The 21,056-nt window shown below is 73.1% G+C and carries 14 protein-coding genes; 10 read left to right on the forward strand and 4 right to left on the reverse strand.

All coding sequences use genetic code 11. The features are described 5' to 3' along the window. Nucleotides 1-264 precede the first annotated feature (264 nt). From V1633_RS08540 to V1633_RS08560, 5 genes are all read left to right on the forward strand, one after another. A complete protein-coding gene (locus tag V1633_RS08540) occupies nt 265-2,058 on the forward strand; it encodes an HSP90 family protein (RefSeq protein ID WP_331213640.1) in 1,794 nt (597 codons plus the stop codon). Between the two features lie 6 nt (nt 2,059-2,064). Next, nucleotides 2,065-5,037, forward strand: coding sequence for a hypothetical protein (locus V1633_RS08545; RefSeq protein ID WP_331213641.1), 2,973 nt, complete (start codon nt 2,065-2,067; stop codon nt 5,035-5,037). An 86-nt stretch (nt 5,038-5,123) separates the two neighbouring features. After that, nucleotides 5,124-5,732 (forward strand): TetR/AcrR family transcriptional regulator, encoded by a 609-nt coding sequence (locus V1633_RS08550; RefSeq protein WP_331213818.1) that lies wholly within the window; start codon nt 5,124-5,126, stop codon nt 5,730-5,732. A gap of 55 nt (nt 5,733-5,787) precedes the next feature. Then, nucleotides 5,788-7,134: an acetyl-CoA carboxylase biotin carboxylase subunit gene (locus V1633_RS08555; protein WP_331213642.1), complete on the forward strand. Its 1,347-nt coding sequence runs from the start codon at nt 5,788-5,790 to the stop codon at nt 7,132-7,134. 34 nt (nt 7,135-7,168) lie between these two features. Further along, complete coding sequence (locus tag V1633_RS08560) at nt 7,169-8,074, forward strand: hydroxymethylglutaryl-CoA lyase (RefSeq protein WP_331213819.1); 906 nt, start codon at nt 7,169-7,171, stop codon at nt 8,072-8,074. A gap of 195 nt (nt 8,075-8,269) precedes the next feature. On the opposite strand, the gene V1633_RS08565 is transcribed toward V1633_RS08560, so the two are convergent. After that, nucleotides 8,270-8,848, reverse strand: a complete 579-nt coding sequence (locus V1633_RS08565) for a snapalysin family zinc-dependent metalloprotease (RefSeq protein WP_331213643.1) — start codon at nt 8,846-8,848, stop codon at nt 8,270-8,272. Nucleotides 8,849-9,030: 182 nt separating this feature from the next. Between V1633_RS08565 and V1633_RS08570 the strand changes: the two genes are divergently transcribed. The 3 genes from V1633_RS08570 to V1633_RS08580 all read left to right on the forward strand — a co-directional run bounded on the left by V1633_RS08570 (nt 9,031) and on the right by V1633_RS08580 (nt 12,426). Beyond that, the gene (locus tag V1633_RS08570; protein ID WP_407951982.1) at nt 9,031-10,587 is read left to right on the forward strand and encodes an acyl-CoA carboxylase subunit beta; all 1,557 of its coding nucleotides are present in this window, start codon (nt 9,031-9,033) and stop codon (nt 10,585-10,587) included. A 65-nt stretch (nt 10,588-10,652) separates the two neighbouring features. Continuing rightward, nucleotides 10,653-11,801: an acyl-CoA dehydrogenase family protein gene (locus V1633_RS08575; protein WP_331213644.1), complete on the forward strand. Its 1,149-nt coding sequence runs from the start codon at nt 10,653-10,655 to the stop codon at nt 11,799-11,801. A gap of 16 nt (nt 11,802-11,817) precedes the next feature. Further along, nucleotides 11,818-12,426: a hypothetical protein gene (locus V1633_RS08580; protein WP_331213645.1), complete on the forward strand. Its 609-nt coding sequence runs from the start codon at nt 11,818-11,820 to the stop codon at nt 12,424-12,426. Here V1633_RS08580 and V1633_RS08585 read toward each other — a convergent pair. The 3 genes from V1633_RS08585 to V1633_RS08595 all read right to left on the reverse strand — a co-directional run bounded on the left by V1633_RS08585 (nt 12,401) and on the right by V1633_RS08595 (nt 15,398). Beyond that, complete coding sequence (locus V1633_RS08585) at nt 12,401-13,648, reverse strand: D-alanyl-D-alanine carboxypeptidase family protein (protein ID WP_331213821.1); 1,248 nt, start codon at nt 13,646-13,648, stop codon at nt 12,401-12,403. The two genes, V1633_RS08580 and V1633_RS08585, sit on opposite strands and share 26 nt — an antisense overlap. A 99-nt stretch (nt 13,649-13,747) precedes the next feature. Beyond that, nucleotides 13,748-14,671 carry an LLM class flavin-dependent oxidoreductase gene (locus V1633_RS08590; RefSeq protein WP_331213646.1) on the reverse strand — a complete coding sequence of 308 codons (924 nt, stop codon included), beginning with the start codon at nt 14,669-14,671 and terminating at the stop codon, nt 13,748-13,750. A gap of 217 nt (nt 14,672-14,888) precedes the next feature. Beyond that, nucleotides 14,889-15,398, reverse strand: coding sequence for a hypothetical protein (locus V1633_RS08595; RefSeq protein WP_331213647.1), 510 nt, complete (start codon nt 15,396-15,398; stop codon nt 14,889-14,891). Nucleotides 15,399-15,711: 313 nt separating this feature from the next. On the opposite strand from V1633_RS08595, the gene V1633_RS08600 reads away from it, so the two are divergent. Further along, nucleotides 15,712-18,105 (forward strand): MMPL family transporter, encoded by a 2,394-nt coding sequence (locus V1633_RS08600; protein ID WP_331213648.1) that lies wholly within the window; start codon nt 15,712-15,714, stop codon nt 18,103-18,105. A gap of 147 nt (nt 18,106-18,252) precedes the next feature. Then, nucleotides 18,253-20,916: an ATP-binding protein gene (locus V1633_RS08605; RefSeq protein ID WP_331213649.1), complete on the forward strand. Its 2,664-nt coding sequence runs from the start codon at nt 18,253-18,255 to the stop codon at nt 20,914-20,916. The last annotated feature ends 140 nt before the right edge of the window (nt 20,917-21,056 follow it).

Consider the following 21,056-nt stretch of genomic DNA (forward strand, 5'->3'; position numbering starts at 1 on the left):
GTCACCTGGGGGCGCCCCCGGCCCCGGCCGGCGACGTACCCGTCGAGCCGGTCGGCGACGTGCCCGCCGAGTCGGTCGCGGACGGCACCCGCTCGGAGCGCCGCTGACGGCCGGAGCCGCCGATCAGCCTGGAGGCGCGGCCGACGCGGGCCGCGCCTCGCGGATCATCAGGGGAGGCGGAGCGTCGGCCCGGACCGGTACGGTGAGCGCCGTCGTCGGACGGGAGCACGTGGAAATCCCGTTCCCGAGCGGGAGAAGGGCATCGTGGACCGGACCTTCCAGGTCGACCTGCGCGGCGTGGTCGATCTGCTCAGTCACCACCTCTACGGCAGCCCCCGGGTCTATGTCCGGGAGCTGCTGCAGAACGCGGCGGACGCGATCACCGCGCGTCGGGCCACCGACCCGGCGGCACCGGCCGCGGTCCGGATCGAACCGCCGGAGCTGACCGGCGACGGCACGCTCCGGGTGCACGACACCGGGATCGGGCTGACCGAGGCGCAGGTGCACGAACTGCTGGCCACCATCGGCCGCAGCTCGAAGCGCGACGAGCTGGGCTTCGCCCGGCACGAGTTCCTCGGCCAGTTCGGCATCGGGCTGCTCTCCTGCTTCCTCGTCGCCGACGAGATCCAGGTCCGGACCCGGCACGCCGACCACCCGACGGTGCTCTGGACCGGCTACGCCGACGGCCGCTACCGGGTCGAGCTGGCCGACGCCGGGGCGCAGCGGCCGGAGCCCGGCACCACCGTCACGCTGACCCCGAGGCGTGGCGCCGACCAGTGGCTGACCGGTCCGACGGTGACCGAACTGGCCGGACTCTTCGGTTCGCTGCTGCCGATCCGGGTCCACGTCGGCGAGGTGGAGACGACCACCGGCCCGCCGCCGTGGTCGGCCGCCGTCGGCAGTTCGACCGCCGAGCGCCGGGAGCGGCTGATCGCGTACGCCCGCGAGGTGCTCGGCTTCACCCCGTTCGACGTGGTGCCGCTGTCGGTGCCGGAGGCGGGGCTGACCGGGGTGGCGTTCGTGCTGCCCGCACCGGTCAACCCGGCGGCCCGGGCCGGGCACCGGGTCTACCTCAAGCGGATGCTGCTCACCGAGGGCGCCGAGGGTCTGCTGCCGGACTGGGCGTTCTTCGCCCGCTGCGTGGTCGACGCCAGCGAGTTGCGCCCGACCGCCAGCCGGGAGGCGCTCTACGAGGACAGCCTCCTGGAGAGCACCCGGGAGGCGCTCGGCGACCAGCTCCGTGGCTGGCTCGTCCGACTGGCCGACAGCAACCCGCTGCGGCTCGCCGAGTTCCTCCGGGTGCACCACCTCGGCGTCAAGGCACTGGCGCTGCACGACGACGAGATGCTCCGGCTGGTCGAGCGCTGGTGGCCGATGGAGACCAACCTCGGGCAGACCACCCTCGCCGAGTTCCGCGACCGGCACGGCCTGATCCGGTACGCGGCCAGCATCGACGAGTTCCGGCAGCTCGCCGCGGTGGCGGCGGCCCAGGACCTGGCGGTGGTGAACGCCGGCTACACGTACGACAGCGAGATCATCGAGCGGTTGCCGGCGGTGGACCGGTCGGTGCTGATCGAGCGGTTGGAGCCGAGTGACCTGACCACCCGGTTCGACGCCCTCGACCCGGGTACCGCGTTGGCGTTGCGGCCGTTCGTCGCCACCGCGCAGCGGGCCCTGGACCGGCTCGGCTGCGAGGTGGCGGTCCGGTCGTACGCCCCGGCCTCGCTGCCCGCCCTCTACCTGGTGAGCCGGTCGGCGATCTTCCACGAGCAGCTGCAGTCGACCCGGGAACGGGCCGACGAGACCTGGGCCGGGGTGCTGGACGCGATCGCCGCCTCGGGCCCGCCGGAGCGCCCGCAGCTGGTGCTCAACCACCGCAACCCGCTGGTCCGCCGGATCACCGCGCTGACCGACCCGGAACTGGTCGGTCTCGCCGTCGAGGCCCTGTACGGCCAGGCACTGCTGCTCGGCTACCACCCGATCCGGCCGGCCGACGCCGCCCTGCTCAACAGCTCGTTCCTCGGCCTGCTCGGGCGGGCCGTGCCCGGACAGGAGTAGACGACCGTGGTTTCCAGCAACGACGATCTCCGGCGGGCCCTCGACCGGGTCAGCGAGATGCCGTACGGCAGCGGCCAGATCGCCGCCGTGGAGCAGCTGATCCGGCAGGCGGACGCGGCCGGCGACGACGAGGTGTCGTTCGCCGCCCGGATGCTCGCCACCACCGCCTACGTCTACGGCGGTGAGCCGGCCCGCTCGTTCGTCACGTTCTCCTGGTGCCTGGCCGACTTCGACAACAACCCTCGGCCCTGGCACAACCGCTACCGGCACAACCTGCTCTGGTACTTCAAGTACATGGTGAACGGCCTGCTGGCCTTCCCCGAGGTGCCGCTGGACCGGACCCGGGCGGTGCTCGACGACATGGAGCGGCGCTACCGCGAGGGCGGGCACAGCCTGCAGGCGGTCTACAAGATGCGGCACCGGGTCGCCCGGCACCTGGGGGCGGACGAGGAGGCCGAGGAGTGGTACAGGCGCTGGACCACCACACCCCGCGACGTGCTCTCCGACTGCGCCGGCTGTGACCCGTCGACCCAGATCGGCTACCTCGCCGACACCGGACGGGACGAGGAGGCGGTGGCGCTCGCCGAGCCGGTGCTCGCCGGCCGGCTCAGCTGCAGCGAGCAGCCGCAGGGCGTACTCACCGCGCTGCTGATGCCGTACCTGCGGACCGGGCGGCGGGAGGAGGCGCGGCAGGCGCACCTGCGGGCGTACCGCCGGCACCGGGGCAACCTCGCCGACCTGTGGGACGTCGGCGACCACCTGACGTTCTGCGCGGTCACCGGCAACCAGGTACGCGGGCTGGAACTGCTCGAACGGCACCTCGACTGGCTGGACCGGGCCCCGTCGCCGGCAGCCGCGATGATGTTCGCGGCCAGCGGCGCGCTGCTGCTGGGTCGGCTCGACGCGGACGGGCTGACCGTACGCCGCCGGGGGCACGGGGAGCGGCCGGCCGCCGAGGTGCCGGTCGGCGTGCTCGCCGAGGAACTCGCGGCCACCGCCCGACAGGTGGCCGCCCGGTTCGACGAGCGGAACGGCACGTCGAGCCAGTCGGAGGTGGTGACCCGGCGGCTGGCGCTGACCCCGGTCGGCGAGTACCTGCCGCTCTCCGCCACCGCCCGGCGTACGGCCCCCGCCGGTGCTGCCCCGACCGACACCCCGGACCAGGCCACCGACCCCACCCCGCTGCCGGTACGCCCCCGGGTGCCGCTCGACCTGCCGGCCGCCGCGACCCCGACGGAGCTGCTCGACCTGGCCGACGAGGCGTGGCGGACCGACCGGGACGACGACCTGGTGACGGTGCTGGCCGCGTTCGACGAGCGCTTCGGCGACCAGGAGCAGGAACCGCTGGTCGTGGCGCGGCGGATCGAGTTCGCGGCGCTCGAACTGCACCGAGCCGACGACGTGGCGGGTGCGGTGGCGGCGAACCGCGAGGTCGTCCGGCGCTACCAGGAGATACCCGACCCGCTGCGGGAGCAGGTGGTCACCAGCCGGCTCGCCGTGCTGCTGGCGCTGACCGGCGAACCGGAGGAGGCGTTGGCGCTCGCCGGACCCGCGACGGCGTACCTGGTGGAGCACGGCGACAGCACGCAGCGGGCCGCCGCCCACGACCGGCACTCGGTGGTGCTGGCCGAGACCGGGCACGGCGAGGAGGCGATGGCGGCGGCGGACCGGGCGGCGGCCGAGGTGGCCGCCGGCGGCGACCCGTACCTGACGGCGCGACTCGCGCTGCGCCGGGTACGCCTGCTGGAACTGCTCGACCGGCCGGCCGACGCCGGCGAGGCCGCCCTGCGGGCCCGGGAACTCTACCGGGAGCTGGGTCTGGCCGAGCCGTACGCGATCGCCTGCCTCGGGTACGCGAACTCGCTCGACGACCCGGCCGACGCGGTCGGGGCGTACGACGAGGTGCTCCGGGTGGCGACCGCCGACGTACGACTGCCGGCCCGGATCGGTAGGGCCCGCGCGCTGGTCGGCACCGGCCGGGCCGCCGACGCGGTCGAGGACCTGGTGGAGGCGGTCGCGATCTGCGTCGAGCGGGACATCGCCGACGGGGCGGCGATGCTGAGGTGGGAGCTGGCCGACGCGTACCGCCGGGCGGGTCGGGCGGTCGAGGCGGCGGAGGCGGCGGAGGAGGCGATCGGCGCGCTGGACCGGCTCGAACAGCAGGCCGACGCGGACCGCTGCCGGCACATGCTGGCCGGCATCTACCTGTCGCTCGGCGAGCAGGAGACGGCACTCGTGCTGCTGGACGAGCTGGCCGGCAACCTCGACGGCCCGGACAACCTGCCACACCGGGCGCAGGTCCTGGAGGAGGCCGGCCAGGTTCTCTACAACCAGGACCGGGACAACGTCGCGGCGCAGCGGTTCGCGGCGGCGGCGAGCGCGTACCAGGCGGCCGGCCTGCGACTGGACGAGCTGCGCGCCCGGCGTCGGGAGATCGCCGCGCTGCACTGGGCGGGTGACCCGGAGGCCGCGCTGGCGGCGATGGCGCGGGCCGACGCGCTCGCCGCGAGCCTGCCGTCCGACAGCGTCGGCGAGTCCGACGCCGCCACGCCGGACGGCGCGGAGCCGGCCTCCGGGCCGGTCGGATCCGAGCCGGCGGTGGACGGTGACGGGGCGACCGGGCCGGCACTGCGCTGGGAGCGGGCCATGGTGGCCGAGACCGGCGCCCGGGCGCTGCTCGCCGCCGGCCGGGAGGTCGACGCCCTGGACCGGTTGGCCGGGGTCGCCGAGCGACTGCGGTCGATCGAGGCGTTCGGTGAGGCGTTGCAGGTCGACCTGCTCACCGGTGAGCTGCTGATGCGGACGGGCCGGGCGGGTGAGGCGGAGCCGCTGCTGCGCCGCACTCTCGGCGGCCTGCCCGAGCAGTCTCCGCTGTCGCAGCAGGCCGCCTGGTGGTTGGCCGAGACGCTGACCGCGTTGGGCCGCGAGGAGGAGGCCGAGGCGGTGCGCGCCACGCACGCCCTCGACGGCGAGGAGTGACCGTCGTCCCCGTCCCGGGGATCGCCCAGGAGGCCGGTGATTGACAGCTGGCTAGGCTGGGTCGCGTGACGGTGGAGGAGCAGGTGATCGAGGCGGAGCCCGGCGCGCCGGCCAGCGGCGTACGTCGGCGGCGGTCCCGGCGTGAGGAGATCTTGGAGATCGCGGTCGGCCTCTTCGCTGCCCGGGGTTATCACGGGGTCTCGATGGACGACATCGGTTCGGCGGCCGGGGTGACCGGACCGGCGCTGTACCACCACTTCGCCGGCAAGGAGGCGATGCTGGTCGCCGCGCTGATGCCGGTGAGTGACGGGCTGTTGGCCGGCGGTCGGCAGCGCGTCGCGGAGCATCCGGAGAACGCCCGTGCGGCCCTGGAGTCGCTGATCGACTTCCATGTCGACTTCGCTCTCGCCCACCCGGCGGTGATCGCCCTGCACCTGCACGAGCTGGACCGGCTCCCGGAGGAGCCACGTCGGCAGATCCGCCGGCTGCAGCGGCTCTACGTCGAGGAGTGGGTGGGTGTGTTGACCGCACTGCACCCCAGGTTCTCGGCGGGTGAGGCCCGGGTGCTGGCGCATGCCGCGTTCGGTCTGATGAACTCCACCCCGTTCCTCGGCGGCGAGGTCGACCGGCAACGTCGGGCCGTACTGCTGCGGGCCGCGACCCTGGCCGCCCTGCTGGCCGACCCGGACAACTGAGCCGACGCCTCGGCCGGGTCACCACCCCCCATCCCAGGAAAGGGAAGCAACAGACATGATCGAGTCGCTGCTCGTGGCGAACCGTGGAGAGATCGCCCGCCGGATCATCCGTACCGCTCGCCGGCTCGGCGTACGGACGGTCGCGGTCTACTCGGAGGCGGACGCCGACCTGCCGTTCGTCCGGGAGGCCGACGAGGCGGTCTGCGTCGGGCCGGCGAATCCGGCACAGAGCTACCGCAACGCCGAGGCGATCCTCGCCGCCGCGAAGTCGACGGGTGCGCAGGCCATCCACCCCGGTTACGGCTTCCTCTCGGAGAACGCCGACTTCGCCCGTACCGTCGAGGCGAACGGCCTGGTCTGGGTCGGGCCGGACGCGGACGCGATCACCGCGATGGGCGACAAGATCAACGCCCGGAACCTGATGGCGGCGGCCGGGGTGCCGGTCGCACCCGGCACCACCGACCCGGCGGCCGACGTCGACGCGGCGCTCGCCGCCGCCGCCACGATCGGCTTCCCGGTGATGGTCAAGGCCGCCGCCGGCGGCGGCGGCATGGGCATGGCGGTCGCCACCGACGAGGCCACCCTGCGCACCGAGTACGACAAGGTCCGGGCCTTCGCCGAGCGGATGTTCGGCGACGGCTCGGTGCTGATCGAGCGGTACTTCCCCCGGGTACGGCACGTCGAGGTGCAGATCCTCGGCCTGGCCGACGGCCGGGTGGTGGCGCTCGGCGAGCGGGAGTGCTCGGTGCAGCGGCGCAACCAGAAGCTGGTCGAGGAGTCGCCCTCCCCGGCGGTCAGCCCCGAGCTGCGGGAACGGCTGCTCGCCGCCGCCGTCCGGGCCGGCGAGGCGGTCAACTACCGCAACGCGGGCACCGTGGAGTGCCTGCTCGACCCCACCACCGGCGAGTTCTTCTTCCTGGAGATGAACACCCGGCTCCAGGTCGAGCACCCGGTCACCGAGCTGGTCCACGGCGTCGACCTGGTCGAGGAGCAGCTCCGGGTCGCCGCCGGCCTGGCACCGACCTTCGACCCGGACGCGCTGAGCACGCGGGGACACGCCATCGAGCTGCGGATCAACGCCGAGGACCCGAAGCGTTTCCTGCCCGGCCCGGGCGCGGTCACCGCCTGGACCGAGCCGACCGGCGACGGGGTACGCGTCGACTCCGGGTACGCCCTCGGCACCACCGTCACCCCGTTCTACGACTCGCTGATGGCGAAGCTGATCGTGTTCGGTGCCGACCGGGCCGAGGCGATCGAGCGGGCCCGTGCCGCGGTCGCCGGGTTCGAGATCACCGGCCCGAAGTGCAACCTGCCGTTCTTCGCCGAACTCTTCGACAACCCCGAGTTCCTCGGCGGTGACTACGACACCGGCATCGTCGGCCGGATGCGGGCGAAGAAGTGACCTGCCGGAGTGGGGTGACGCGATGACCACCGACCTGCCGGGCGCGGTCTCGATCCGGGAGGTCGGGCCCCGCGACGGGCTGCAGAACGAGGATCCGGTCCCGACCGACGCCAAGGTACGACTGCTCGACGCGCTCTCCGCCACCGGCGTCGGGCGGATCGAGGCGGTCTCGTTCGTGCACCCGAGGGCGATCCCGCAGATGGCCGACGCCGACGAGGTGTGGTCGAGGGCGGCGAAGGCGTCCGGGGTCCGCTACTCGGCGCTGGTGCCGAACTCGAAGGGCGCCCAGCGGGCCCTGGCTGCCGGGTTCACCGAGATCGAGGTGGTGGTCTCGGCCAGCGACACGCACAACCGGCGCAACGTGAACCGGTCCACCGCCGAGTCGCTGGACGACATCGCCGGGCTGATCCAACTGCTGCACGAGGCCGGGGCGAGTGCCGAGGTAATCGTGGCGACCAGCTTCGGCTGCCCGTACGAGGGGGACGTCGACCCGGTCCGGGTGGCTGGCATCGTCGACCGGGTGGTGGCGGACGGGGCGGACCGGGTCGCGTTCGGCGACACCACCGGGATGGCCACCCCGCGCCGGGTCCGGGAACTGGTCACCGCCGTCCGGGACCGGCAGTCGGAGATCCCGGTGCTGCTGCACTTCCACAACACCCGGGGCACCGCGTTGGCGAACCTGCTCGCCGCCCTCGAACTCGGGATCACCGAGTACGACGCGAGCGTCGGCGGCCTCGGCGGTTGCCCGTACGCGCCGGGGGCGAGCGGCAACGTGGCCACCGAGGAGGTGGTGCACATGCTGCACGACATGGGTGTCGACACCGGCATCGACCTCGACGCGCTGCTGGAGGCGGCGGCACTGGCCGAGGAGATCGTCGGCCGGCGGCTGCCGTCCGGGGTGCTGCGTGCCGGACCGCGTACCCGGTTGGCTGCCCGGTAGTAGCCCGCCCGGTCTGCCCGCTCGCGGTGGTCGGTCGTGGCGCCCGGGCGTCCCGGTCCCCGGCCGTCCCGGTTTTTGGGCGTCCCGGTTCCCGGGCTCCGGCCCCGGGCTCCGGTCGAACAGTCGTGGACGACGAGCGTTAACAGGGGGCCCGTCCTATACAGAAAGCGATAGGAAGGGCCCCCTCCTTACAGCTCAGCCGATCGGGGCGAGGGCGGTGGTCGCCGGCCAGCTGTCCTGGAAGATCACGCTGTCGGCGGCGCTGCCGCGTTCGGTGTCGCTGCGGGTGTCGGCGAAGAGGTTGGTCACCCGGGTCGCCTCGGCGCTGCTCGGGTACGGGTTGGTGCAGCTGGTGCCGGCGCTGCCGCCGGACATCAGCAGCGAGCAGTTCCCGTTGTAGTTGTCCGGCAGGCCGAGGATGTGGCCGATTTCGTGGCTCATGATCCGCAGCGGGCTGTACTGCTGGGCCTGCTGGGTGTCGATGTAGACCCGGCCGTTGCCGAGGCTGGTCCGGACGGCGTACGAGCCACCGCCGGTGATCGAGTAGATCCGCAGGTTCGACCCGCAGTTGGCGGAGAGGGTCAGGTTCGACGTGGCGTTGTTCCAGATCGTCGCGGCCTGGTTGGCGACGCCGGCGAAGCTGCCCGCCTGGCTGGTGTTGTAGCAGATGGTCATCGCGGCGGAGGCGGGAGCGGGGTTGGCGACGGTGACGCCGAGGGTGGCACCCGCCGTCGCGACGAACGCGACCACGAGCCGGCTGATTCGTGAGGTCATGGCTCACTCTCCAAGTCCGGGAGGGTTCAGGGGGTGCCAGGAGCCTAGATATATAGATAGATGGATTTCAACATCCTCTTCTGGTACGTGGGCATTCGGTATGGAAGCCGACCGGGTGGCCCGAAGTGGTGTCAATGCAGTAACCTAACGATCGTTCAGGTCGGTCGGACGAGGAGGTCGGCGTGGCGCTCGACGGTGAGATGTCCGGGCAGCACGGCGCGACGGAGCTGGAGCAGCTCGGCAAGCGGGTCCGGGCCGGCGGCGCGGAGAAGTACCACGCCGCGAACGCGGCGAAGGGCAAACTCTTCGCCCGGGAGCGGATCGACCAGCTCGTCGACCCCGGCTCGTTCGTGGAGGACGGGCTCTACGCCAACGCGCTCGCCGACGGACTGCCCGCCGACGGCGTGGTGACCGGCCAGGCCACCGTCGACGGCCGACCGGTCTGCCTGATGGCCAACGACTCGACGGTCAAGGCCGGCAGCTGGGGCGCCCGGACCGTCGAGAAGATCATCCGGATCATCGAGCGGGCGTACGCGGCCGGACTGCCGATGGTCTACCTGGTCGACTCGGCCGGGGCCCGGATCACCGACCAGGTAGACCTGTTCCCCGGCCGGCGCGGCGCCGGGAAGATCTTCTGGAACCAGGTACGCGCCTCCGGCTCGATCCCGCAGGTCTGCGCCCTGTTCGGACCGAGCGCCGCCGGTGGGGCGTACATCCCGGCGTTCTGCGACGTGGTGGCGATGGTGGACGGCAACGCCAGCATGTACCTCGGCTCCGACCGGATGGTCGAGATGGTCACCGGGGAGAAGACCACCCTGGAGGCGATGGGCGGGGCCCGGGTGCACAACACCGAGTCCGGGGTCGGGCACTTCCTCTGCAGGACCGAGGCGGACGCCCTCGACGTGGTCCGCCGCTACCTGTCGTACCTGCCGGCGAACTGGACGCAGCAGCCGCCGGCGGTCGCCCCGGTCGACGCGCCCGGCAACGTCGACCTGGCCGCGCTGGTGCCGGCGAGTGAGCGCCAGGCGTTCGACATGCGCCGGTACGTCAGGGGCCTGCTCGACGCCGACTCCTTTTTGGAGATCCAGGCGCTCTGGGCCAAGGAGCTGACCATCGGTTTCGGGCGGCTGAACGGCGAGGTCGTCGGCGTGGTGGCGAACAACTCGATGTTCAAGGGCGGGGTGCTCTTCGTCGACTCGGCCGACAAGGCGACCCGGTTCGTGCAGCTCTGCGACGCGTTCAACGTGCCGCTGCTCTTCCTGGCCGACGTACCGGGGTTCATGGTCGGTACGGCGGTGGAGAAGCAGGGCATCATCCGGCACGGCGCGAAGATGATCACGGCGATCAGCGAGGCGACGGTACCGAAGATCTGCGTGGTGGTCCGCAAGGCGTACGGCGCGGGCCTGTACGCGATGGCCGGCCCCGGCTTCGAACCGGATGCGACGATCGCGCTGCCCACCGCGAAGATCGCGGTGATGGGCGCCGAGGCGGCGGTGAACGCGGTCTACGCCAACAAGATCAACGCCATCGCGGACCCGGACGAGCGGGCGGCGTTCGTCGCGCAGCGCCGGGCCGAGTACGAGCAGGACATCAACCTGGTGCGGCTGGCCAGCGAACTTGTCGTCGACACGATCGTTGAACCGGCCGACCTGCGGACGGAACTGGTCCGGCGGTTCGCCGCCGCCAGGGGCAAGGACCGGCACTTCTCCCGACGCCGGCACGGCGTCACCCCGGTCTGACGACAGCACCGACCCGTCCCGGAGCCACAAGCGACCGGCGGGCCGACCAATTGGAGGCATCACCCATGGACTTCCGACTCTCCGAGGAGTACGAGGCACTACGGGACACCGTGCGGTCCTTCGCCCGCGAGGTGGTCGCCCCGGTGATCGCCGACCACTACGAGAAGCACACCTTCCCGTACGAGGTCGTCGCGCAGATGGGCAAGCTCGGCCTCTTCGGGCTGCCGTTCCCCGAGGAGTACGGCGGCATGGGCGGCGACTACTTCGCGCTCTGCCTCGTCCTGGAGGAACTGGCCCGGGTCGACTCCAGCGTGGCGATCACCCTGGAGGCGGCGGTCTCCCTCGGCGCGATGCCGATCCACCGGTTCGGCACCGACGAGCAGAAGGCCCGGTGGCTGCCGAAGCTGCTCCGGGGCGAGGCGCTGGCCGGGTTCGGGCTGACCGAGCCGGGCACCGGGTCGGACGCCGGCGGCACCACCACCCGGGCGGTACTGGACGGCGACGAGTGGGTGATCAACGGTTCGAAGGCGTTCATCACCAACTCCGGCACCGACATCACCGCGCTGGTCACGGTCACCGCGGTGACCGGGACGAACCCGGACGGGTCAAAGGAACTGTCGACCATCATCGTGCCCTCGGGCACCCCGGGCTTCACCGTCGCACCCGGCTACTCCAAGGTCGGCTGGTGCGCCTCCGACACCCACGAGCTGCACTTCGACGACTGCCGGGTGCCGGCGGAGAATCTGCTCGGCCAGCGCGGCCGGGGCTTCGCCCAGTTCCTGCGCATCCTCGACGAGGGGCGGATCGCCATCGCCGCGCTCGCGGTCGGGCTCGCCCAGGGTTGCGTCGACGAGTCCGTCCGGTACGCGAAGGACCGGCACGCCTTCGGCCAGCCGATCGGCAACTTCCAGGCGATCCAGTTCAAGATCGCCGAGATGGAGCGGCGGGCGTACACCTCGCGGCTGGCGTACTACGACGCGGCGGCCCGGATGCTGGCCGGGGAGGACTTCAAGCGGCAGGCGGCGATCGCCAAACTGCACGCCAGCGAGTGCGCGGTCGACAACGCCCGGGACGCCACCCAGATCCACGGCGGGTACGGCTTCATGAACGAGTTCCCGGTGGCCCGGTTCTGGCGGGACTCGAAGATCCTGGAGATCGGCGAGGGCACCTCCGAGGTCCAGCGGATGATCATTGCCAGGGATCTGGGGCTGTAGGCCCTACCCTTGCGGGATGTCTCTGCCGGAGTCTTCCGCCGACACCACGGACTGGCGCTTCATGTGCAGCAGGTTCCAGTCCAGGCAACTGACCGTTCCGCCGGTGCCGCAGCCGCTGCGGCACCGGCTCGCGAAGCTGGGTGGGTGGCACTGGGGGACCCGCGCGGACGACCCGATGAGTCTGTACATGTTGGACAGCGGCCTGGTCAAGGAGCTGCTCGCCGGTGACCTGTCCGAGCAGGTGCAGGTGGTGCACTCCGGGCACGGCATCAACTCGTACGCCCTCACGTACTGCCTCGGCTACCGGGGGATCGCGCTGGTCACGCAGCTCGCCTGGGGCGGGGTCTACCAGGACAGGACGGCCGCCGCGGCCAGACTGAACCGGATGTTCGACCGCTGCGCGGCCCTGGTCGAGCGGGTCGAGGCCCTGGGCCGGGAGCACCACACCGGTCCTCGGCTGGTCTGCCTGAGCAGCGACATCCGTGGCCGTGCCCTGTGTGGCTGGATCGCCGTGCCGCAGCCCGGCGACGCGACACCGCTGGAGTTCCTGCGCAGCTACCCGGTCGAGGTCGACACCGCGTTGGAGGTGGCCGGGCAGGTCATCGCCGACCGTCCGGTGCCCTGAGCCGCCGTCTGGCCGGGACGACCAGCACCAGCACCAGGCCGAGGACGGCGGCGACCACACCGCCGACCAGGAACAGCCACCGGCTCACCGGCCGGTCCCCGGCCGTGTCCGGTACCGGTCGGACGGCGGCCGCCGGCGACGGCACCCGGGCGGCCGCGTCGAGCTGGCCCCGGGTGACGAGCTGGCCGACGCCGGCGTCGGCGGGCAGCCCGAAGCCCCAGTCGAGCAGCGCGGCGCCCTGCTGCCAGCCGGCCAACGGTCGCGACTCCGCGCCGAGCAGGGTGACCAGCAGGGTACGACCGCCGCGCTGCGCCGCCCCGACGAAGGTGTGCCGGGCCAGGTCGGTGTAGCCGGTCTTGCCGCCCAACGCGCCCGGGTACCGGTGCAGCAGCTGGTTGTCGTTCCAGATCGGGAAGCCCTTCGTACCGGGCTGGGCCGGGACGTGGCCGAGCCTGGTGCCGGCGTACCGCCGGAAGTCCTCCCGGGCGAAGCAGGCCCGGGCGATCAGCGCCAGGTCGTACGCGCTGGTGTACTGCCCGGGACCGTCCAGACCGGACGGTGTGGCGGCGTGGGTCTGCAGTGCGCCGAGCGCCCGCGCCTCGCGGTTCATCGCGGCCAGTCCGCCCGCCCGCCCCACCGCATCGCCACCGACCCGGGCCAGTACGTTCGCCGCGTCGTTGCCGGAGTTGAGCAGCAGACCCAGCCAGAGGGTCTCGACCGGGTACCGGCCGCCCCGGACCAGCCCGACGGCCGAGCTGCCCGGCTCGAAGTCCAGGTCCTCCTCGGTCACCTCGACGACCCGGGTGGGGTCGAGCGACGGCAGCACCGCCGCCGCGAGCAGCAGCTTCTGCACACTCGCCGGGACCGCGTACTCGTGCGGGCCGCAGCCGCCGAGCACGGCCCCGGTGGTCAGGTCGGCGACCAGCCACGAGGTGGCGGTGAGCGCGGGCGGTTCGGGGGCGCCGACCGGGACCACCAGCCCGGCGGTGGCCAGCGCCGCTCCGCCGACCTCCCGCTGAGCCGGTTCCGGGGTCGGCGCGACGGGCCGGGTCGGCCGGGACACCGGGGGCTTCGGCGTCGGGCACGCCCGGGGCGCCAGCCGCCCGACCACGCCACCCACCGCACCGCCGTCCGTCGGCCCGGCGTTCGGCGTACTGGCCGGCTGGGCTCTGGTGTCGGTCGCCGGGCCGGTGTGGGCGGGTACTCCGGACAGCAGCAGCATCACGCTGGCAACCCTCAGTATCAGTTTTCCGCGCCCCATACTCCGGAGAGTAACCGGGGTACCTCGTTCGGGTTCGGGATTGCCAACATCAGCCGACGGTCAGGCGGGGACGCCGAGCCGCCGCAGCAGGCTGGGCGCGCTGTCGAGCGCCTCCCGGCGTACCACGTACCGGGTGACACCCCAGCGGCGTTCGTGTCCGGCGATCGCCGAGACGATCTCCTCCTCGGTGCCGATCAGCACGAACGGGACGGCCAGCAGTTCGGTGACGGTCAGACCCAGTTGCCGGGCGGTCTCCTCGGCGGCCGCCTCCGCGTCGTCGGTGACGACAAACTGCTGCACCAGCGCTTCGAGTAGCGGCGGCTCGTCCCGACCGGCCGCACCCGCGGCGACCTGCGCCAACTGCGCATCGAGCTGATCGGCGCGCCACCGGGCCCGGTGACTGTGCCCGTCGGCGAGGGTACGACCGAAGCCGGTCAGCCCGACGATGTCGGCGTGCGCACCCGCCCAGTGCAGCAGCCGCGAGTTGGCGGTACCGACGGTCAACGGGATCCGCCGCTGCACCGGCCTGGGCGCGGTCAGCTGTGCCGCGTGCGCGACCAGTTCCGGGGTGTCGACGGTGATCTCCTCGCCGTCGAGCAGGTCGCGGACCGCCTGGGCGACGGCCAGGCAGCGGCGTACCCGGCCGGCGACGTCGGGACGTTCCCGACCGACGGCCCGCCACTCGGCCGGGGTGTGCCCGGCACCGATGCCGAGTCGAGCCCGCCCGTTGGAGATCAGGTCGAGGGTGGCGACGTCGGCGGCGAGCAACATCGGCTCCCGGACACCGGCGTTGGAGACGTACGAGCCGAGCCCGATCGTCGAGGTGACCGCCGACGCGGCGGCCAGCGCCACGAACGGTGAGGCGGCGCTGCCGGGGTGGTCGGCGACCAGCAGTGCGTCGAATCCGGCGGCCTCGCACTGGCGGGCCAACCTCGGCCAGTCGTCGCCCGGTCGGGGGCCGGTCTGGAGGGAGAAGGTCGTCACCGGTCCAGCATGCGGTGCGGCACCGTACGCCCGCGACCTCGTAGGTACCGGTTCCGCTGACGGCGATTCCGCCGACGGCTGAACCTGTGGGAGTACTGTGCGGCCGGCCTCTTCGCGGGCGTCGGGATCGGCTGGCTCGGCGGCGGCCGGGGCGTCGTCCGTTCGCGGTGCCCCGGCCGGCGGAGCTGCCTCGGGTGGCGGGTCCCGGGCGGTACGGCTAGCGGGTGGCGTGCTGCCCGTGGTCGCTGACCTGGGCGTCGAACCAGTGGTGCAGGGCGTCGCGAAGCGCGGCGTCGCTGGTGGTGTAGGTGACGCGTCCCCCGCCGGGGTCGACCTGGTAGTCGATGGTGATGCGTCCGTCGTGGGCCCGGAGCGCTTCGAGGCCGGGCATGTCGCCGCCGTGGATCCGGGCCGGATCGGTGAAGTCACCGCGACGGAACCGTTCCACCTCCGCGGTCAGGTGTTGCCGGATGAGGGTGATCTGGGTGATGTCCCGCAGGTCGTCGGCGACGACGGTCTGCACGCCGCCGGTGTCGGTCTTGCTGAACTGATGGGTGGTGCGGTCCAGGTCGAACGGCATGACGGACGCGCCGCGTTCGGCGACCTCGGACTGCCGGCTGGCGGGCGTCGGCGTCGTTGACGAGTCGTCGGCGCAGCCGCTGCCCAGTGCGACGGCAGCGGTCACGGCCACCAGGAGCAGGGCTCGACGAGCGTTGTGGTTCTGCATAGTTCGACGGTACAACCAGATGGTTCGACTATGCAACCATTGTGGATGTCGGAGAAGATCCCGGCCGGACTGCCTCCTCCGGGACCGCCGTACCGGACACCTCCTGACGACCCTTGGCACGTTCACCCATCGGGCGAGTGTCGCCGACCCCGGCAACTGACCTGTTGATCCCGCGAACTGCCGGAAAGGAGGCTGACGTACGACTCCTCAGGGTGCTTGCATGTGCGCCGAGGGCGACGATCGATCGTCGTCCCCGGGAGGACCGGAGAACCTGGGCGACCAGGAGACCGGAGAGACCGGGAGGTCACGAAGCATGTTCGGTGCGCTCGGGCGGTCGATGTGGCGGTGGCGCTGGCCGGTGATCGTCGGCTGGCTCGGACTGATGGTCGTCGGGGCGCTGTTCGGCGGCCAGGTCTTCGACCGGCTGGTCAGCACCGACAACCTGCGCCCGGACGCCGAGTCGGAACAGGCGCAGCGGCGGGTCGACGTACTGCTGCCGGAGGGGCCGGTGGTGGTCGCCGTGGTCCGGGACCGGGACCCGTACGACCCGGGGCTGGTCGCCAGCGTCGGCCGGGTCCGGACCGAGCTGGTCGCCGTACCCGGAGTGGTCGAGGTCGAGGACCTCTACAACGCGGCCGGCGGGCGGATCGGCGCCGACAACCGCAGCACCCTGGTCCGGGTCGAACTCGCCGACGGACTACCCGACGCCGAACGGGAACGGGCCGAGGACCGGGTCGCCGGGCTGCTGCGTGGCATAGACGCGCCCGAGGTGCTGGTCGGGGGTGAGGAACTGGCCGAGCGAGCGTTCGCCGAGCAGGCGATCGAGGACGCGGTGGTCGGTGAGTCGATCGCGCTCGGCGTACTGCTGGTCGCGCTCGTGGTGATCCTCGGCGGCCTGCTCACCGGGTTGATCCCGCTGATCGCCGCGCTCGCCGCGGTTGCCGCCACCCTGCTCGGCCTGTACGGGCTCAGCGCCCTGACCGGGGTCAGCGAGTTCACCGTGAACGTGGTCAGCCTGCTCGGCATCGGGCTGACCGTGGACTACTCGCTGCTGGTGCTCGCCCGGTTTCGGGAGGAACGGGCGGCGGCGGAGGAGGATCCGGATCCGGCCGCCGCACTCGCCCGGACGATGCGTACCGCCGGTCGGGCCGTACTCGTCTCCGGCCTCGCGGTCGCGGCGGCGATGACCGGCCTGTACGTCTTCGCCGAGCCGCTGCTCGCCGCGATGGCCCTGGGCGGCGCGCTCGCCGTGGTGCTGGCCACCGCCTCCGGGCTGACCCTGGTGCCGGCCCTGCTCGCGGTCGCCCACCGGCACATCCCGCGGCCCGGCGCCGCCACCTGGGTGAACCGCGTCCGGTCCGCGTTCGTCGGCCTGTTCCGCCGGATCCGGCCCGCCGAAGGCCCGAACCGACCGGCTCGGCCCGCCCCCGGTACGACCGGTCCGGTCCGTGGCACGGGCGGTCCGGACCCGGCCCGTCCAGCCGGCGCCGGCGGTCGCCCGGCAGCCGGCCCGCTCGGCGGCGGTCGCCCGGGCGAGGGCCTGCTCGGCCGGCTCGCCCGGTACGCCCAGGGCCGGCCGGGCCCGGTCGCGTTCACCGTCTCCGCCGTCCTGCTGCTGCTCGCCCTGCCCTTTGTCGCCGGGGCCAACCTGGCCAACTCCGACGCCCGGGCGCTGCCGGCCTCGATGGAGGCCCGCCAGGTGCACGACGTCCTGCTCCGCGACTTCGAGGCGGGCCGGGCCGGGCCGGTGACCGTGGTCGTCGAGGCGGATCCGGCCAGCGGCGAGGTACGCGACCTGATGAACCAGCTCAACACGCTGCCCCAGGTGATCCGGATGCAGCCCCGGCCGGACGTGCCCGGCAACGCGGTGGTGATCGACCTGACCCCGCGCGGCGCCACCGGCGGACCGGAGTCCCGGGAGCTGGTCCGCGCGGTCCGGAACCTGGACCAGCCGCTGCCGCTGCTGGTCGGCGGCGCCGCCGCCGAACTGGTCGACTACCGGGAGTCGGTGGCGTCCCGGCTGCCGCTCGCCGTGCTGGTGCTGCTGCTGGTCACCGGGGTACTGCTGTTCGCGCTGACCGGCTCGCTGGTGATCCCGGTCAAGGCGCTGGTGATGAACGCGCTCACCCTGCTCGCCACCCTCGGTGTGCTGGTGGTGGTCTTCCAGTGGGGCGTCGGCGCCGGGCTGCTCGGCGTCGAGTCGTGGGGGGCGATCGACCTGACCACCCCGGTGCTGCTCTTCGTTTTCGTCTTCGGACTGTCGATGGACTACGAGGTGTTCCTGCTGGCCCGGATCAGGGAGGAGTGGCGACGCCGGGTCGGACCCGGTGCCCGGCCCCCGTCCGGGCGGGACGCCCCGGCCGCCCGACTCCGGGCGGGCGAGCAGGCGGTGCTGGCCGGGATCACCCGTACCGGTCCGGTGGTCACCGCGGCGGCGGTCTGCATCACCATCGTCTTCCTGGGTTTCCTGCTCGGCGAGCTGACCGCGGTGAAGGAGATCGGCTTCGGCATGGCGGTGGCGGTGCTGCTCGACGTCACCGTGGTCCGGGGACTGCTGCTCCCGGCGGTCATGAGCCTGCTCGGCGAGTGGAACTGGTGGGCACCCGGGCCGCTGCGCCGGTGGCACGACCGGTTCTCGGGCGGTTCGGGCCGGTCGGCAACCACGCCGGTGCCGGCCCGCGCGGCGCCGGTACCGGCCGAACACTGAGTCGTCCGAACCGCCCTCTCCCCGCCCGCGTTCGGAAAGCGGTGGTGGAGGCGGCCGCGGTGAAGTGTCGGATATTGGTGACCATCTCCGTCGGTAGCGCGACGGATAGCTGATGTTCCCCCGGACGGGTGCGTAGTCTTCCTGCCCATGACTCCGGATCATGGCTCCGACCGAGTCTCGGGCGGCTTCGCCGAGCTGCTGCGCCGGTACCGGCTCGCGGCGGGCCTGACCCAGACCGAGCTGGCCGAGCGGGCCGCCGTCGGGGTCCGGACCGTACGCGACCTCGAGCGTGGCCGGTCGTCCCGTCCACAACGTACGACGGTGGAACTGCTCGCCGCCGCACTCGGTCTCGCCGGCCCGGCCCGTACGGATTTCCTGGCGGCGGCCCGGGGTCAGGCCGGCGGCCCGGCGGTGACCCGGAGCCAGACGGGCCCGGTGGTGGCCCCGGGCACGACGGCACCCGCCTCCGATTCCGCCGACCCGGACCAGGTGCCGGTCGGTGGCGACCGGCCGGCGGAGAGTCGCCGCCGGGGTGCCGGTCTCGGTCTGCCCGAGCCGGACGAGCTGACCGGGCGGGACCACGACGTCGCCGAACTGACCGCCATGCTGACCCCCGGCCCCCGGCTGGTACGGGGCGTGATCAGCCTGGTCGGTCTGGCCGGGGTCGGCAAGACCGCGCTCGCCCTGACGGTCGCCCAGCGGATGCGCGACCAGCATCCCGGCGGCACCAACGGGATCGTGGTGACCGAGGGCTCGACCGAGAGTGACGTCCTCTCCGTGGTCGCCGCCGTCTTCGGTGTCGGCCGGGCGAGCGACCTCGCCGAGCGACTTCCGGAGGCGCCGTCGCTGCTGCTGGTCGACGCGGTCGAGCGGGCGCCGGGGGCGGCGGCCGAGGCGCTGGACCGGCTCGCGGGCATCGCGCCGACCCTGCGGATCCTGGCCACCGGACGACACCCGGTGGGACTGCCCGGCGAGCGGGTGTGGCCGGTGACGCCGCTGGAGGTCCCGGCCGTGGAGGTGCCGGCCGAACTCGACGTGGTCGCCGACTATCCGGCGGTGGCGCTGTTCCTGGCGAGGCTGCGGCAGGTCCGCCACGAGCCGCCGCGGCCCGACGAGGTGGCCGCGCTGGTCGAACTGGTACGTCGGCTCGGCGGCCTGCCGCTGGCGATCGAACTCGCCGCGGCCCATGGTCGCCTGCTGAACCTCAACGAGATCCTGGACCGGTACGGCAACCGGGTGCTCGACCTCGCCACCCCGCCGGTCACCCGGGCCGCGCTGGGAGTGACCCTGCGCGACGCGGTGGCGGCCAGTTATCGGCTGCTCGGGCCGACCGAACAGGCCGCGCTACGGCGTCTGTCGGTGCTCCGGAACCGATGGTCGGTGGAGTTGGCCGAGGGGATGCTGACCGGCTGGCCGGCCGCCCGGGACGGCGGGGACCCGGCGGCGGACCGTACCGGGGTGGACCTGGTCGACGGCGACCCGGTTCCGCTGCTCGACCGGCTGATGGCGCTGGGTCTGATCTCCTCCCGGGGCGCCGGTCCGCTCCGGTTCCGCCTGCTCGACGTGGTACGCGACTTCGCCATGGAGCACGCGGTGGCCATGGGTGAGCTGGCCGCGATCCGCCGTCGGCACGCCGTGGTCCTCGCCGGCCTCGCCGTCCGGGTCGCGGCGGACCTCACCGGTGGGAAGTTCCTGGAGGCGGTCGGCGTCTTCGACGAGATCACCGCCGATCTGTGGGCGGCGCTGGCCCACTCCGCCAACGACGACCCGCACACCGCGCTCCGACTCGCCGCGCAGCTCAGCCGGTGGTGGCGCTACCGGGGGCGGGACGTCGCGGGGCGGCAGTGGTTGCGGCGGCTGCTGGACGATCCGCGTACCGCCGACGCGGACCCGACGACCCGGGCCTGGGCGGCGGTGAGCATCGCCCAGCTCGCCCAGGAGCACGGGGCGGGTCCGGAGGAGCTGCCCGCCGCCGAGAGCGCGTTGGCGGAGTTCGAGCGCCTCGGTGACGTCGTCGGTGAACTCGCCGCGCGGAGTGTGCTCTGCGGGCTCTGGACGGCGCTCGGCGGCCACGACGAGGCACGCCGGCACGGCGAGGCGGCGTTGGCGTTGGCGACCCGGAGCGGCCGGGTGCGGGACATGGCGGTCGCCCAGAACAACCTGACCTGGCACGAGATCCGGCTCGGTGACCTGCCGGCCGCCCGGCGCCGGTTGGCCGCCGTCGACCGGCTGGCCGGCCAGTGTGGTGAGGAGCGGCTGCGGGTCCTGGCCCGGGCGAACCTCGCCGAGGTGGCCCGTCTGGAGGGCCGGTACGCGGACGCGGTCCGGCAGGGCCGAAGGGCGGTACGGGCGCTCGCCGAACTCGGTGACCCGGGGCACCGCCGCCGGGTGCTCGGTACGGTGGGCCTGGCGCTCGCCCAGGACGGTCGGATCGACGAGGCGGGGGCGGTGCTCGCCGAACTCCGGGCGCAGAAGACCTCGGACGCACCCCCGGGTACGCCGGAGGCGGCCGGTCGGCCGGCGGAGGAGTCGACCGCACCGGACGAGGGGATCTGTGCCCTGATCGAGGCGATCCTGGCGACGCAACGCGGGGATCGGGAGTGGGCGGCGGAGTGGTTCGCGGCGGCGGCCCAGTCCTCGGCCGGGGCGCGTGACCTGCGGGATGTCGCCGAGGCACTGGTCGGGGTGGTGGTGACGACGGACGATCCGGCGGCCCGGGCCAGCGCGCGCAAGCTCCTTGACCGGGTGTGCCTGGACGGTGGGATCACCCTGCTGCCGCGGGAACGGGCGATGCTCGACTCGGTCGACTGACCGCCGCCTCGGGGGCGTGGTGCGGGCGGGACAGCCCCCCGACGGAGCCCCTCGCTAGCTCCCGCCCGCACCACATCCCCCAGAGCCCCCCGGCTCGCTGAACAGTATCCAGTAGCCGAGTCCGCTATATCCCTTAGGTC

Origin of the sequence: Plantactinospora sonchi (genome assembly GCF_036422035.1) — a bacterium.
GTDB lineage: Bacteria > Actinomycetota > Actinomycetes > Mycobacteriales > Micromonosporaceae > Plantactinospora > Plantactinospora sonchi.